The following is a 13834-nucleotide window of genomic DNA, read 5'->3' on the forward strand; positions in this document are numbered from 1 at the left end:
GACGAGTTCACGAACTCGGCCGACGGACTCGCGCAGTACAACGGCGGGTTCCGCGACGCGAACCCCTTCCCCCCGGGCACCTACGGCTTCGGGCCCTGGACCTACACCGCCAACGACCTCTGGAACCGCGTGTTCGGCGTGGTGCTGCTCGCGGTGTCGATCCTCGTGGTCTGGGCGCTGATGCGCAGCCCCTGGGGCCGCGTGCTCAAGGGCATCCGCGAAGACGAGGATGCCGTGCGCTCGCTCGGCAAGAACGTCTTCGCGTACAAGATGCAGGCGCTCGTGGTCGGCGGCATCGTCGGCGCGGCCGGCGGGATCGTGTTCGTGCTCCCCTCCGCCGTCGTGCCCGGCAGCTACACGACCTCGCTCACGTTCTTCCTGTGGACCGTGCTGCTGCTCGGAGGCGCCGCGACGGTCTTCGGCCCCACGCTCGGCGCGATCCTGTTCTGGGTGGTGTTCGCGTTCCTCGCCAACCTGCTCCCGAGCATGGCGAAGGCCGGCCTCCTGCCCATGTCCGACAGCCAGGCATCCACGCTGGTGTTCATCTTCGTCGGCATCGCCCTGATGCTGCTCGTGATCTTCCGACCTCAGGGCATCCTCGGAGACAAGAGGGAGATGACCTTTGTCAAATGAACTGACCCCCGACGAGAGCGCCCAGGCGGCGCCCTCGACCGGGAGCATCCGCCGCCCCAAGACCACAGGACTCACGAAGGGCCCCGCGGCCCCCGGCGTCGCCAAGGTCGACCCGATCCTCGTCGTCGATGCCGTGCAGCGTCGTTTCGGCGGCCTGACCGCCGTCGACGTGGATCACGTCGAGATCCCCCGCGGCGCCATCACCGCCCTGATCGGACCGAACGGCGCGGGCAAGACGACCCTCTTCAACCTGCTGTGCGGGTTCGACAAGCCGAACAGCGGATCGTGGTCGTTCGACGGCACGAACCTGTCGGGCGTTCCCTCCTTCAAGGTGGCTCGGATGGGCCAGGTGCGCACGTTCCAGCTGACCAAGTCGCTGTCGCTGCTGACCGTGCTCGAGAACATGAAGCTCGGAGCCCCGAACCAGCGCGGCGAGGGATTCTGGTCGAGCCTGTTCCCGTTCCTGTGGCGAAAGCAGGACCAGGAGATCGAGGTGAAAGCGCGCGAGCTCCTCGCCCGGTTCAAACTCGACGCCAAGGAGAAGGACTTCGCCGCCGCGCTCTCGGGAGGCCAGCGAAAGCTCCTCGAGATGGCCAGGGCGCTGATGAGCGACCCGACGCTGGTGATGCTCGACGAGCCGATGGCCGGCGTCAACCCGGCGTTGACGCAGTCGCTGCTCGATCACATCCTCGACCTCAAGGACCAGGGCATGACCGTGCTCTTCGTCGAGCACGACATGCATATGGTGCGTCACATCGCCGACTGGGTGGTCGTGATGGCCGAGGGGCGCGTGGTGGCCGAGGGGCCGCCCGAGGAGGTCATGGAGGATCCGGCCGTCGTGGACGCGTACCTCGGAGCCCATCAGGACGTCGACCTGGGTGCGGTGACCGGACGCATCCCCGTGCTCGCCGACACCGCGGCCGTGAAGCTGCGCGAGCAGATCGAAGCAGAGGCCGAGGCAGAGCTCGACGCCGACGACACCCAGGAGGGACGCGCATGAGCGCTGACGCATCCGTTCAGGACGACCACGTCGTCGTCGAGTTGAAGGACGTGCACGCCGGGTACCTGCCGGGGGTGAACATCCTCAACGGCGCGAATCTCGTCGCCCGCAAGGGAGAGCTGATCGGCATCATCGGTCCGAACGGCGCCGGCAAGTCGACCCTGCTGAAGGCGATCTTCGGCCTCGTGAACGTCCGCGACGGCGAGATCACGCTGAACGGCGACAGCATCGTCGGCCTCAAGGCCGACAAGCTCGTCAGACGCGGCGTGGGATTCGTCCCGCAGACGAACAACGTGTTCCCCTCGCTCTCCATCGAGGAGAACCTGCAGATGGGGCTCTATCAGAACCCCAAGGCGTATGCCGAGCGGCTCGAGTTCGTCACCGGCATCTTCGCCGAGCTGGGGAAGCGCCTCAAGCAGCGCGCCGGCTCCCTGTCGGGCGGTGAACGGCAGATGGTCGCGATGTCGCGCGCCCTGATGATGAACCCCTCGGTGCTCCTTCTCGACGAGCCGTCGGCCGGGCTCAGCCCGGTGCGTCAGGACGACGCGTTCATCCGGGTCTCCGACATCAACAAGGCCGGCGTCACAACCATCATGGTCGAGCAGAACGCCAGGCGATGCCTGCAGATCTGCGACCGCGGCTACGTGCTCGACCAGGGCAAGGACGCCTACGAGGGCAGCGGGCGCGACCTGCTCAACGACCCGAAGGTGATCGGACTGTACCTGGGCACGCTGGGCACCGACGCCGCCTGAGCGACCGGCACGGAAGAGGGGCGGATGCTGCGGCATCCGCCCCTCTTCCGTGCCCTGACGAGGCATGCACGACGCCGCAGGTAGGACGAAGGCCCCGGATGCGGCATCCGGGGCCCTCGTGTGTGCGATCAGCGGGTGCGGTGACCGATGATCAGTTGGTGCGCTCGATCATGTTGTCGGCACCGTACTTGTAGATGCCGATCGAGGCACCCTGGGGGTCGCCCGCCTCGTCGAACGTGACATCACCGGAGTAGCCGTCGTAGTCGGCCGTTCCGCCGTCGTTGATGATCTTGGCGCAGTCGGCGAAGCTGGTGCACTTCTCGCCGTCGCCCGAACCGCCCGAGACCTCCTGCATCTTGGCTGCGATGTCCGCGCCCTCGGTGGAGTCTGCTGCCAGCGAGGCCAGCGCCACGAGCACGACGGCGTCGTACGCCTCGGCCGCGTAGGTGAAGTCCTTGACCTCGGAGTTGCCCTCACCCGTCCAGTACGTCTGCAGACGGTCGGTGAAGTCGTCGGCGAGCGCGGGGCCGGCCTTCGTGCCCTGGGCGCCCTCGAGCGAGACCGGGATCTCGTCGCCGTAGTCCGACAGGTTTCCGTCGACGAGGTAGAACTTGTCGGCGGAGATGCCGGCGTTCACCAGCAGCGGTGCGAGGGTCTTGAACTGGTCGAACGACACGATCGCGACCGCGTCGGGGTTCTGCGCCTTGATGGTCTCGACCTGTGCGTCGAACTGCGCGTCGCCGACGTTGAACGACGCCTCGGCGACGACCTCGCCACCGGTGCCCTCGAACGTCTCCTTGATCGCCGCGTCGAGGCCGGTGCCGTACGCGTCGTTCTGGTAGATGATGCCGAGCGACTTGGCGCCGTCCTCGGCGATCAGGTTGCCGAGCACCTCACCCTGCAGCAGGTCGCTGGGGGCGGTGCGGAAGTAGAGTCCGTCGTCGTCCCACGCGGTGAAGTCGGGCGAGGTGTTCGAGGCGGAGATCTGCAGGATGCCTGCGCTGACGTTTCCGTCGAGGATCAGCTTGGAGACACCGGATGCCGCAGCACCCACGATGGCCGAGACGCCGGCGCCCTGGAGCTTGGTGATCGAGGTCTCGTAGGCCTTGGTGTCGGTGTCGCCCTCGTCCTCGGCGGTGAGGTCGATGGTCACACCCGCCTTGGCGTCGTTGATCTCCTTGACCGCGAGGCCCACGCCGGACTCCATGGGCGGGCCCAGGAACGCCAGCGAGCCGGTCTGCGGAAGCAGCGAGCCCAGCTTGAGAGTCAGATCGGCGGCGGAAGTGCTGCCGCCGTCGGACGAGTCGTCCGAGGGGGTGCTGCTGCAGCCTGCGACGACGATCGCCGAGACGCTGAGCAGCGCGACTCCCGCGAGGAATCGGGCGCTGCGCGAGCGCGTGAATGAGGTCATGATGCTCCCTTGCGTGACTGGCCGTGGATTGTGACCACGGTCGGGTGGCTCTAACACTAGGACTGAAAGGCTTCGCGTAGGGGTCGCCGATGTTTCGGTGCGTTAACGATCCGACACCGGGTTCCGCGCCGCGTGATTCCGGAGTTCAGACCGGTTCCGGGCGCCCGTTCCGACGCCCTCGACGGGCGGCGAGCACCAGGTCGACGAGGAAGACCGCGATCGCGACCCAGACGAGGACGAACCCCACCCACCGTTCGATCGGCATGGGCTCGCCGAGCACGGCGGCGCCGATGATGAACTGCATCACGGGGGTCACGAACTGGATCATCCCGATGACCGTGAGGTCGATCCGCCGGGTCCCCGCCGCGAACAGGAGCAGGGGCACGGCGGTGGCGACACCCGCGAGAGCGAGCAGCACGGCGTGCCCTATGCCGTTGGCCCCCATCGTGAGGCCGGGGCCGGTGGCGACGAGCACCAGCTGGACCACGGCGATGGGGATCAACCAGAACGACTCGAGGGTCAGTCCGCTGATCGCGTCGACGGCCGGGCCGATCTTCTTCTTGATGAGCCCGTAGACGCCGAAGGAGACGGTGAGCGAGAGAGCGATCCAGGGGAACGACCGGTACAGCACCACGATCACGATCACCGCGACCGAGGCGATGCCGACAGCCACCCACTGCAGGCGTCGGATGCGCTCCTTGAGAACGAACACCCCGAGCAGCACCGTCATGATCGGGTTGATGAAGTAGCCGAGGCTGGTCTCGACGACGTTGTGGCTGAGCGTGCCGAACACGAAGACCTGCCAGTTGACGTAGATCAGCACGCCGGCCAGGGCCGTCCATCCCAGCAGCCGGGGCTGGCGGACGATCGCGCCGAAGGCCTGCCATCCCCGAGTCACCGTGAGCAGGATGACGCAGAACAGGAGCGACAGCAGCACCCGCCAGCCGACGACCTCCCACGGTCCTGTCGGCGCGAGCAGCAGGAAGTAGAGAGGCAGCACGCCCCAGAGCAGATAGGCGCCGCCCGCGTAGGCGACACCGGCCGTCTGCGTGGCGCGGATCGCGGTGCTCGTGGGGGTCACCGGACAACCCTAGTGCCGCGCCGCTCGGGTCATCGTCACGGCCTCGTGCTCGGCCGGAGAATGGCAGGAAAGCGCCCAGGAGTGGCGGGAGCCGGACCCGTCACACATACGGAAAGGGCCCGGATGCGAGATGCATCCGGGCCCTTTCGAAGACGTTGTCTCAGCGGACGACGACCGCGAGCACGTCGCGTGCCGACAGGACGAGGAACTCGTCTGCGCCGAACTTCACCTCGGTGCCGCCGTACTTGCTGTACAGGACACGGTCGCCCACGGCGACGTCGAGCGGAACGCGGTTGCCGTTGTCATCGATGCGGCCGGGGCCAACGGCCACGACCTCGCCCTCCTGGGGCTTCTCCTTGGCGGTGTCGGGGATGACCAGGCCACTCGCGGTGGTCTGCTCGGCCTCGACCTGCTTGATGACGATGCGGTCCTCGAGCGGCTTGATGGAAACCGACACGGTCTACCTCTTCTTTCTTGACGCTGACAGGAAGACTTTTTCGCACTCTCAACCCGAGAGTGCTAACACCCAGTGTAGGGCGTCGGCTGGCACTCATGCAATGCGAGTGCCAATCGTGCCGACCTCGCCGCCGCCTAAGCTTGCCGGGTGGAGATGTCCGAACTGCGCGCACTGCTGACCCCCGAGGGCCTGGAGCTGCTGGACGCTCTCGGCCCGATCGAACAGGGCGCCGACGTCGCGAGGGCCGTGTCGCGGCTGCGCGCCGCCGGCCACTCCCCCGACCTCGTGTCGGCCGTGGTCGGACAGGCCGCACTGCGCTCTCGTGCGCAGGCGAAGTTCGGCGACTTCGCCGCGCGGATGCTGTTCACCCGCGCGGGTCTCGAACAGGCCACCCGCCTCGGCGTCGCCGCCCGCCATGCCCAGCGGATGCGCCGCGCCGGCATCACCGGCGTCGCCGACCTCGGCTGCGGCATCGGCGGGGACTCCCTCGCCTTCGCCGGCGCCGGGCTCGACGTGTCGGCGGTCGACGCCGACGAGGTCACCGCGGCCATCGCCGCTTACAACCTCGCACCGTTCGCCGACAGCGCCACGGTCGCGCACGGCACCGCGCAGGAGCATGCGCCGACGGAGACGGACGGCGTCACCGCGATCTGGATGGACCCCGCCCGCCGCACGTCAGGACACAGCGAGACCCGCCGCGTCTCGTCCGACGACTACTCTCCCCCGTTGGACTGGGCGTTCGAGCTGGCATCCCGAATCCCCTCCGGCATCAAGCTCGGCCCCGGGCACGACCGCGACGCCCTCCCCGCCGACGCCGAGGCGCAGTGGGTGAGCGCGGAGGGCAGCGTCGTCGAGCTGGTCCTGTGGACAGGAGCACTCGCACGCGAAGGGGTGCGCCGCGCAGCACTGGTCATCCGCGGCGAGCGCTCGCACGAGATGACCGCCGGTGCCGACGCCGAGGACGCGCCGGTGCGCGAGCTCGGCGCGTTCCTGCACGAACCCGACGGGGCGGTGATCCGCGCCCGTCTGATCGGCGACGTCGCGCGCTCGCTCGAGGCGGGGATGCTCGACGACCGGATCGCGTACCTGACCTCGGACTCAGCGCTGACCAGCCCGTTCGTGCAGAGCTTCCGGGTGCGTGAGACGATGCCGGCCAACCCGAAGGCCATCAGCGCCGTTCTCAAGGCCCACAGGATCGGCACCCTCGAGATCAAGAAGCGCGGGATGGACATCGATCCCGCCGCCTTCCGCAAGAAGCTCGCGCTCACGGGCGACGCGTCGGCCACGCTGATCCTCACCCGCGTCGGCGACCAGCGGCGTGCGATCCTCGCCGACCGGGTTCCCGCGGCCGGATAGCCGGGGCGCGGTCACCCCGCATCCGTGCCCGTCGCGGACGCGGGCGCGTCGCCGCTCACCACGAGGTACGGGGTGCCGCTGCGGGTGAACGAGAGGAGCACATCCGACGTGACGGTCCGGCCCGCCCCCTCGTCGAACGTCGTCGTCCTGATGCCGATGCCGCCCTCTCGGGATTCGCCGGCACGCACGCACTGGGTCGCGTCGAGGGCGTCGACGACCAGGCAATCCTCGGTCACCGCGCCGGTGGTGCGCTGACCGAACCAGACGGGCTTCTGCTGGAAATCGCCGACGATCGAGTAGGTGTACTCGTCGAACCCCTCGTCCGCGAGCTGCTCCGCCCGATCCCGCTCCGCCCCCTCGAACTGCGACAGCCAGTCGTTCCCGCTCGTGTCCCAGCGCTGCACGATCGCCACGAACTCGCCCGTGGTCGCGCGCGCCGCCGTCGCGGAGAACTGTTGCGCAGGTTCGTCGCCATCGCTGGCCGGGGCGACGACGCTCACTCCGAATCCCCAGCCTCTCTCGAGGTCCTCGGTGGGAGCGCACTGCGTCGACGACTCCGCCGCGACGTCGAGGGTGAGACAGCTCAGGTCGCCGTCGTCCTTCGTGGCGAGCCAGACCAGCGCATCGTCGTCCTGGCCGATCGCCCTGAGGCTCCCCGGGTCGTACCCGCCGTCGTCCTGGAGCGTCGCTCGCCGTTCCTGTTGCGCCGCGGTGAGGGCGATCCCGTCGCCCTTCTCCGCGAACACCGCCCACCCCACGCCGATCCCGACCAGCAGAAGGGCGGCCGAGGCGGCGACGAGCGACGTCCACCTCCTTCGCGCGATGCCCGTTCCGCCCACGAGATCGGCAGGCGCGGCGCCGTGTTCAGAGGCATCGGAGTGTTCAGTGCCATCGTCGACCGGAGCCGTGTCGTGAGCAGGAGCCGCATCGTCGACCGGAGCCGCATCGTCGACCGGAGCCGCATCGTCGACCGTTGCGGGATCGCCGGCAGGCGCGGGATCCTCGGCGATCGCGCGATCCTCGGCGCCCCCGGCGCGTGCGGGAGCCGTCGCGAAGCGGGCCGATTCGAGGGCGGCCAGACGGGCGGCATCCGCATCGGTGAGTCCGCCGCCGCGACCGTAGGCCCTGGCCTGCAGCGCTCGCAGTTCGGCGGCGTCACTCTCATGCGGCATCGTCGCCCTCCCCGTCCCTCGTCACCGTGAGGTATCCCTGACCGTAGCCGAACCGGTACTCGTAGCGGGTGCTCCCGTCGCCGTCGTCGACGACGAGTCCGAGCGATCTGTCGGCATCCGCCAGCATCAGGCTGTCGTCGCACACCATCGGCGGCGAGGGACTCGATCCGTCGACGACGAGACAGTAGCGCTGGGTCGCCTTGTCGACGCCGACCCAGATCGGCGTCTCGCCGTCGTAGCCGACGACCATGATTGAGCGCCGGTCGAGGCCGACATCCTCCGCGAGGGAGACCGCGACAGCCGCCTCCTCGGGATTCGCGAACTGGGCCGACGACTGCGGCATCGATATGTAGCTGCTGGTGACGATCGCAGGTGCGCCGTCATCGGTCAGGTACATGTACGCGTCGACATCCAAGGTCTGCGAGTCGTCGACCACCGTCACGAGGCTGGCGCTCACCCCCTGCGCCAGCGCCTGCTCGCGAGTCGTGCAGGCGGGAGCCGTCGACTCGGCGTCGCCCAGCACGACGCACACCTGGGCACCGTCGCCCTTGGTGGCGTACCAGACGACCACGTCCTGCTCCTGGCGCAACGCGCGCACCGAGCCGGGGTCGTACCGCCCCGAGGCCACGATCGCGTTCTGCCATTCCTGCTGCGTCGACGTCAGCGACATCGACGAGGCGCCCCGGTCGGCGAAGAGCAGCCATCCCGCCCCCACGCCGAGCACGATGCACACCGCCGCCAGCAGAAGAGCGCTGCGCCCGTGGTGCGTCCGGCGCGGCGACGGCGCGGAGCCCTCCGCGCCGGTGTCCTGCGAGTCCGGCGCGGGTGCGGGGGCGGACTCTCGCGCCGGATCGACGAAGACGGATGACGGAGCATCGGGGGCCGCAGCGCCCTGAGCCGCCGGCTGCTCGGATTCCGTGTGCGACGGGGACGGCGCCCGGCGGAGCGCCTCGAGTCGGCGCAGCCGCGCCACCTCGTCGGCACCCAGCGCCCCCTCGCGGCCGTACGCGCGCTCCTGCAGCGCACGGAGCTCGACCGCTTCTTCGGCACCGAGCATCCGCTATCCGAGTCTCTCGAACTGCATCCCCGCCCAGACGAGCCAGCCCAGGCTGTAGACCGTCGCGCACAGCCCGAGCACCAGCGCCCAGCGCGCGATCGCGCGACTCTCGACGGGACGACGCAGCGACATGATCGCTGCGACGACCGCGATCACCGCGATCGGAAGCCCCCAGCCGACGAAGAACGAGCTGGCCAGTGCGACGATCGCGGCCATCAGCGCCCACGGAGCGAGCCGGGTGTCATCGACGGCGGCCGTCACCGTCCCGGTCTCGGTCGAGGGCTGCCAGTCCGTGTCGCGCCTGACCTCGTCGAGCATCGGACCGGTCACGATCACCGGCTCGACACCGACCGGCCCGGTGGGCAGCCGTGTGTAGCCGTCGCGTCGGGCGCCCGGCAGACGAGCGGCACCCGTCGGGCGCTCCACCTCGCCGCTGGGCCTGTCGATCCTGGCCGGCGGCACGATCCCGCCCGCCGCCGGATCGGTGCCCGCGGCGTCGGCGCCCCGTGTCGCATCGCTCATCACGACACCGCGCTCCGCTCCGCGACCTGGATCTCGGTCACGGGCAGCGTCGAATCGGCACCGAAGGCGAGCGTCGACGGGCGGCGTCCCGACGAGATCAGCTCGGCGGCGAGGGCGGCGATCATCGCCCCGTTGTCGGTGCACAGCGACAGCGGGGGGATGCGGACGGTGACCCCGGCCGCCGCAGCGCGGGAGAGCGCGACCTCGCGCAGGCGGCGATTGGCGATGACGCCTCCGCCCAGCAACAGGCGAGGCACCCCGAGGTCGGCGCAGGCGGCGAGCGCCTTCGTCACGAGCACGTCGACCACGGCCTCACGGAAGCTCGCCGCGACATCGGCGACCGGCACGGGCACGCCATCGGCCTCGCAGCGCTCCACCCAGCGGGCGACGGCCGTCTTGAGACCCGAGAACGAGAAGTCGTAGCGGTGGGCGGCCAGATCCGACGCGCGGGACAGGCCGCGCGGGAAGCGGATGGCGTTCGGGTCGCCCTCCCGCGCCGCGCGATCGATCTCCGGCCCACCCGGGTAGGGCAGCGACAGCAGCCGCGCGACCTTGTCGAACGCCTCGCCAGCAGCGTCGTCCATGGTCTCGCCGAGCATCTCGACATCGGTGGTGAGGTCGCGCACGTGCAGCAGCGACGTGTGTCCGCCGGAGACCAGCAGCGCGATCGTCGGGTACTCCAGAGGATCGGAATCGGGGGTCAGGATGTCGGCGGCGATGTGCCCCACGAGATGGTTCACGGCGTAGAGCGGCGTGCCGAGGGACACCGCGAGGCCCTTGGCGGCTCCGACGCCGACCATCAGGGCACCGGCCAGACCGGGTCCGCTGGTCACGGCGACGGCGTCGAGCTCGTCGAGTCGCACGCCCGCCTCGGCGAGCGCAGCATCGATCGACGGCTGCAGCGCCTCGAGATGCGCCCGCGCGGCGACCTCGGGCACGACGCCGCCGTAGCGGGCGTGCTCGTCCATGCTCGAGGCGATCGTGTTCGACAGCAGAGTGCGTCCGCGGACGATGCCGATCCCGGTCTCGTCGCAGCTCGTCTCGATGCCCAGCACCAGCGGCTCGGTCATTCGGCGCCCTCCTTCGCGGCATCCTGAAGGGGTTCGGCTCCGCCGCCCGTGCGGGGGTCACGCAGCGCGAGCCGCATCACGATCGCGTCGACGTCGTCGGGCTGGTAATAGCGCGGGCGTCGCCCGATCTCCTCGAACCCCTCGGAGAGATAGAGCCCCTCGGCGCCGGGGTTGTCGGCGCGCACCTCGAGGAAGACCTCTCGCGCACCCCGCTCGGCCGCCGCGGCGAGCAGCGCGCGCAGCAGCGCGCGCCCGCGGCCGGCGCCCCGATGCCTCTCGTCGAAGGCGATGGTCTGGATGTCGGCGTCGCGGGATCCCTGCAGCGCGCGCACTCCCCCGTAGCCGATGACGCTGCCCTCGTGCTCGTCGACCAGGTAGCGCCCGTGGGGGCTCGAGAGCTCGTCGGCCATCGCCTGAGGACTCCACGCGTCGGTCGGGAAGGAGCGTCGCTCGACCGCCATGATCGCATCGAGGTCGTGGGGTGTCGCCGCACGCAGGGTCATCGCCCGACCCTCTTCGGCGCTCCGGGGACGCGGACGTCGGGCTGGCGCAGGTAGAGCGGTTCGTCGCCCGCGAGAACCCGACCGGCGGCGACGGCTCGCGCCCCCACGCGCGCGAGGTCGACGGCGGAGAGCGTCTCGACATCGATGCGTCGGGTGGCCCCCAGGTGCTCGTCCGCCTCGGCGCGCGGCACGAGGACGGTGTCGGCGATCACGATCGGGAGTCCGTCGGCATCCGTGCCGTCGAAGACCGTGATCGCGACCTCGCGACGTCGGGCATCGGTGACGATCGCGAAGGGCCCGACGATCCCGTCGTGCTCGATCGCGGTGAGTGCGGCGGCGGCGTGGCTCGGCACCGGGACGACCGGGATGCCGCGACCCATCGCGAATGCGCGTGCCGCCGTGATGCCGATCCGGAGTCCGGTGAAGGGGCCGGGCCCCATGCCCGCGACCACGTGGCCGATCAGGGGGGCTCCGTCGCCCGTGCTCTCGTCGCCCGCGGCCTCGTCGAGGGCACGGACGAGCATCTCGCCGATCACCTCGGCATGCCCGAGGGGATCCGCTGCAGAGGCGTCGGAGAGCCGGACGCCGTCATCGTCGATGAGGGCGACGGCGGTGCCCAGAGAGGTGTCGACGGCGAGGATCACCTCTCCAGGGTAGTCGGGGTTCACCCCGCGGTCGTCGAGCGTCCTTCGCGGGTGATGGTCACCCGTCGCGGCGCATCCGCGTCGAGCTCCGACGGGTCGAGGAGCTCGTCTCCGCCGACCGGGCGCTCGAGTTCGATGTCCCACCAGGTGTCGGCGAGCTCCTCCGCCATCCCGCGCCCCCATTCCACGACGACGACCGAACGGGCGAGGTCGAGATCGAGGTCGTCGAGCTCGGCATCCGATCCCAGCCGATAGGCGTCGACGTGCACCAGCGGGGCGCGTCCGACGATCGAGGGGTGCGTGCGGGCGATCACGAACGTGGGACTCTGCACGGGGCCGCGCACACCCAGTCCTCGCGCGAGCCCGCGCGTGAAGGTCGTCTTTCCCGCGCCGAGCGGCCCGGTGAGGATGAGCAGGTCGCCGGCGGTCAGCCCCTCACCGATGCGCACCCCGAGCTGCTCCATCGCGGCGGACGTGTCGATCTCGTGATGTCCGAGGAACGCCGGATCCACGCTCATGCCGACCGCCGGGGCACGCGGGCGCCGATGCGCGTGACGATCTCGTAGTTGATGGTCGAGGCGGCGTTGGCCCACTCCGCCGCCGACGGCACACCGAGGGTCGGGTCGCCGAACAGCACCACCTCGTCACCGATCGAGACGGGGGTGTCACCGACGTCCACGACGAACTGGTCCATCGCTATGCGTCCGACGTTGAGATGGCGCCGACCGGCGATGGAGACCGGCAGCCGCCCCGAGGCCTGACGCGGCACGCCGTCGGCATAGCCGAGAGGCACCAGCACCAGCGTCGTGTCGTGCGGGGCGCGATGGTCGTACCCGTACGACACCCCGGTTCCGGCCGGCACGCGGCGCACGGCCGCGACAGCGCCGCGCAGCGTCATCGCCGGACGCAGACCCAGCTCGGCCGACGAGCGGTCCTCGAAGGGCGAGAGACCATAGATGCCGACGCCGATCCGCACCGCGTCCAGTCGCATCTCGGGCAGGTCGATGGCCGCGGCGGTGGCCGCGATGTGGCGGATCTCGGGGTGGATGCCGAACGACGCCGCCATCTCCACGCCCTGCTCGAACCTCGCCAGCGCCTCGCGATCGTCCTGCGGGGACGTGTTCGAGAGGTGGCTGAAGAGTCCGATGATCCGCAGCCGTCCGATGCGCTCGAGCCGCGCAGCCTCGGCCAGCACGCGCCCCCAGTCCACCGGAGCGACGCCGTTGCGCGACAGCCCGGTCTCGAACTTGAGATGCACACCCACCGGGCGGTCGACCGAGGCGACGGCACCCGCCGCCTCCAGCTGATCGAACGACGAGATGCCCACCTCGATGTCGTGTGCCGCCGCTTGGTCGAACCTCTCGCCCGGGGCATGCAGCCACGCGACGATCGGCGCGGTGATGCCCTGTCGGCGCAGATCGAGCGCCTCGGGGATCTCGGCGACGCCGAGCCGCGTGGCGCCTCCGGCGAGCGCGGCCACGGCTGCAGCCGCCGCGCCGTGACCGTAGGCGTTCGCCTTGACGACGGCGATGACCTGGACGCCGGTGAGGCGACGGAAGTGACGGACGTTGTCGGTGATCGCATCCAGCTCGATGCGTGCCTCGCGGAACGGGACGGTCACAGCGGCTCTCCTTCGGCGACGACGAATGCCGCGGCGAGTCCCGCGTCATGCGTGAGGGTCAGGTGCAGTCGGGTGATCCCGCGCTCGGCGACGACGTCGGCGGTGCTCCCGGTCAGGACGAAGTGCGGGCGGCCCGACGACTCCGACGCGATCTCGATCTCGATCCAGTGCACGCCGTCCGAGCCGCCGAGCGTCTTGATCAGCGCCTCCTTCGCCGCGTATCTGGCGGCGAGCGACGGCAGCCGCAGACCGCGCTCGCTCGGCGCGAAGAGGCGCTCCAGGAGTCGTGGCGTGCGCTCGAGGGTCCGCTCGAATCGCGGGATGTCCACGAGGTCGATGCCGGTCCCGATGATCACCCGTTCAGCCTAGTCGCGGCATCCGCCTCTCCCCCCGTGTCTCGCCCTGCCCGTGCCGCACCCGTGCGGACCCTGCCCTCGCCCGGTTGGCCTCGCCCGGGCGGCCTCGCCCGGCTGGTCGCCCTCGCCCGGCTGGCGGACGTTTCCCCGGTGGGCGGGCCCTGTCGGCGTCATACGTCAGCCAGGCGGGGAGTTCTCA

16 protein-coding genes are annotated in these 13834 nt (G+C 70.2%); 4 read left to right on the plus strand and 12 right to left on the minus strand.

The annotated features are described in order from the left end of the window. From ABTZ43_RS08375 to ABTZ43_RS08385, 3 genes are all read left to right on the plus strand, one after another. A partial coding sequence (locus ABTZ43_RS08375) for a branched-chain amino acid ABC transporter permease (protein ID WP_350538479.1) occupies positions 1-633 on the plus strand: 633 nt, incomplete at its 5' end. A gap of 46 nt (positions 634-679) precedes the next feature. Further along, positions 680-1633: an ABC transporter ATP-binding protein gene (locus tag ABTZ43_RS08380; RefSeq protein ID WP_253386627.1), complete on the plus strand. Its 954-nt coding sequence runs from the start codon at positions 680-682 to the stop codon at positions 1631-1633. Further along, entirely contained in the window at positions 1630-2385 is a 756-nt protein-coding gene (locus ABTZ43_RS08385; RefSeq protein WP_056412229.1) for an ABC transporter ATP-binding protein, read from the plus strand. Before ABTZ43_RS08380 ends, ABTZ43_RS08385 begins: the two co-directional genes overlap by 4 nt. A gap of 151 nt (positions 2386-2536) precedes the next feature. Here the strand turns inward: ABTZ43_RS08385 and ABTZ43_RS08390 are convergent, their stop codons facing one another. From ABTZ43_RS08390 to groES, 3 genes are all read right to left on the minus strand, one after another. Next, entirely contained in the window at positions 2537-3796 is a 1260-nt protein-coding gene (locus ABTZ43_RS08390; RefSeq protein ID WP_056412233.1) for an ABC transporter substrate-binding protein, read from the minus strand. Positions 3797-3941: 145 nt separating this feature from the next. Then, entirely contained in the window at positions 3942-4877 is a 936-nt protein-coding gene (gene rarD, locus ABTZ43_RS08395) for an EamA family transporter RarD (protein ID WP_350538481.1), read from the minus strand. 160 nt (positions 4878-5037) lie between these two features. Next, a complete protein-coding gene (gene groES / locus ABTZ43_RS08400) occupies positions 5038-5334 on the minus strand; it encodes a co-chaperone GroES (protein ID WP_017203655.1) in 297 nt (98 codons plus the stop codon). Between the two features lie 147 nt (positions 5335-5481). Here groES and ABTZ43_RS08405 point away from each other — a divergent pair, with 147 nt between their 5' ends. Further along, a complete protein-coding gene (locus ABTZ43_RS08405; RefSeq protein WP_350538483.1) occupies positions 5482-6690 on the plus strand; it encodes a class I SAM-dependent methyltransferase in 1209 nt (402 codons plus the stop codon). Positions 6691-6701: 11 nt separating this feature from the next. Here ABTZ43_RS08405 and ABTZ43_RS08410 read toward each other — a convergent pair whose 3' ends face one another. The 9 genes from ABTZ43_RS08410 to ABTZ43_RS08450 are packed head-to-tail and all read right to left on the minus strand — an operon-like array spanning position 6702 to position 13635. Continuing rightward, positions 6702-7862 (minus strand): hypothetical protein, encoded by a 1161-nt coding sequence (locus tag ABTZ43_RS08410; protein WP_350538484.1) that lies wholly within the window; start codon positions 7860-7862, stop codon positions 6702-6704. After that, on the minus strand, positions 7852-8919 hold the full coding sequence (locus tag ABTZ43_RS08415; RefSeq protein ID WP_350538485.1) for a hypothetical protein: 1068 nt from the start codon (positions 8917-8919) through the stop codon (positions 7852-7854). The genes ABTZ43_RS08410 and ABTZ43_RS08415 overlap by 11 nt, the downstream gene beginning before the upstream one ends. Positions 8920-8922: 3 nt before the next feature. Continuing rightward, a complete protein-coding gene (locus ABTZ43_RS08420; protein ID WP_350538486.1) occupies positions 8923-9441 on the minus strand; it encodes a hypothetical protein in 519 nt (172 codons plus the stop codon). Continuing rightward, positions 9441-10511 (minus strand): tRNA (adenosine(37)-N6)-threonylcarbamoyltransferase complex transferase subunit TsaD, encoded by a 1071-nt coding sequence (gene tsaD / locus ABTZ43_RS08425; protein WP_056412247.1) that lies wholly within the window; start codon positions 10509-10511, stop codon positions 9441-9443. Before tsaD ends, ABTZ43_RS08420 begins: the two co-directional genes overlap by 1 nt. Then, on the minus strand, positions 10508-11014 hold the full coding sequence (gene rimI, locus ABTZ43_RS08430; RefSeq protein WP_350538487.1) for a ribosomal protein S18-alanine N-acetyltransferase: 507 nt from the start codon (positions 11012-11014) through the stop codon (positions 10508-10510). Before rimI ends, tsaD begins: the two co-directional genes overlap by 4 nt. Then, entirely contained in the window at positions 11011-11658 is a 648-nt protein-coding gene (gene tsaB, locus ABTZ43_RS08435) for a tRNA (adenosine(37)-N6)-threonylcarbamoyltransferase complex dimerization subunit type 1 TsaB (RefSeq protein ID WP_350538488.1), read from the minus strand. Before tsaB ends, rimI begins: the two co-directional genes overlap by 4 nt. A gap of 20 nt (positions 11659-11678) precedes the next feature. Beyond that, on the minus strand, positions 11679-12176 hold the full coding sequence (gene tsaE, locus ABTZ43_RS08440) for a tRNA (adenosine(37)-N6)-threonylcarbamoyltransferase complex ATPase subunit type 1 TsaE (protein ID WP_253385633.1): 498 nt from the start codon (positions 12174-12176) through the stop codon (positions 11679-11681). Further along, positions 12173-13279, minus strand: a complete 1107-nt coding sequence (gene alr, locus ABTZ43_RS08445; RefSeq protein ID WP_350538489.1) for an alanine racemase — start codon at positions 13277-13279, stop codon at positions 12173-12175. Before alr ends, tsaE begins: the two co-directional genes overlap by 4 nt. Continuing rightward, positions 13276-13635: a holo-ACP synthase gene (locus ABTZ43_RS08450; protein WP_056412260.1), complete on the minus strand. Its 360-nt coding sequence runs from the start codon at positions 13633-13635 to the stop codon at positions 13276-13278. Before ABTZ43_RS08450 ends, alr begins: the two co-directional genes overlap by 4 nt. Between the last annotated feature and the right edge of the window lie 199 nt (positions 13636-13834).

It is taken from the genome of Microbacterium sp. NPDC097977 (assembly GCF_040302605.1).
Taxonomy (GTDB): domain Bacteria; phylum Actinomycetota; class Actinomycetes; order Actinomycetales; family Microbacteriaceae; genus Microbacterium.

Coding starts and splice junctions, on each gene's coding strand:
- ABTZ43_RS08385 (WP_056412229.1), top strand. CDS start 1,630: ATGAGCGCTGACGCATCCGTTCAGGACGACCACGTCGTCGTCGAGTTG.
- ABTZ43_RS08390 (WP_056412233.1), bottom strand. CDS start 3,796: ATGACCTCATTCACGCGCTCGCGCAGCGCCCGATTCCTCGCGGGAGTC.
- ABTZ43_RS08410 (WP_350538484.1), bottom strand. CDS start 7,862: ATGCCGCATGAGAGTGACGCCGCCGAACTGCGAGCGCTGCAGGCCAGG.
- ABTZ43_RS08415 (WP_350538485.1), bottom strand. CDS start 8,919: ATGCTCGGTGCCGAAGAAGCGGTCGAGCTCCGTGCGCTGCAGGAGCGC.
- ABTZ43_RS08420 (WP_350538486.1), bottom strand. CDS start 9,441: ATGAGCGATGCGACACGGGGCGCCGACGCCGCGGGCACCGATCCGGCG.
- tsaD (WP_056412247.1), bottom strand. CDS start 10,511: ATGACCGAGCCGCTGGTGCTGGGCATCGAGACGAGCTGCGACGAGACC.
- rimI (WP_350538487.1), bottom strand. CDS start 11,014: ATGACCCTGCGTGCGGCGACACCCCACGACCTCGATGCGATCATGGCG.
- tsaE (WP_253385633.1), bottom strand. CDS start 12,176: ATGAGCGTGGATCCGGCGTTCCTCGGACATCACGAGATCGACACGTCC.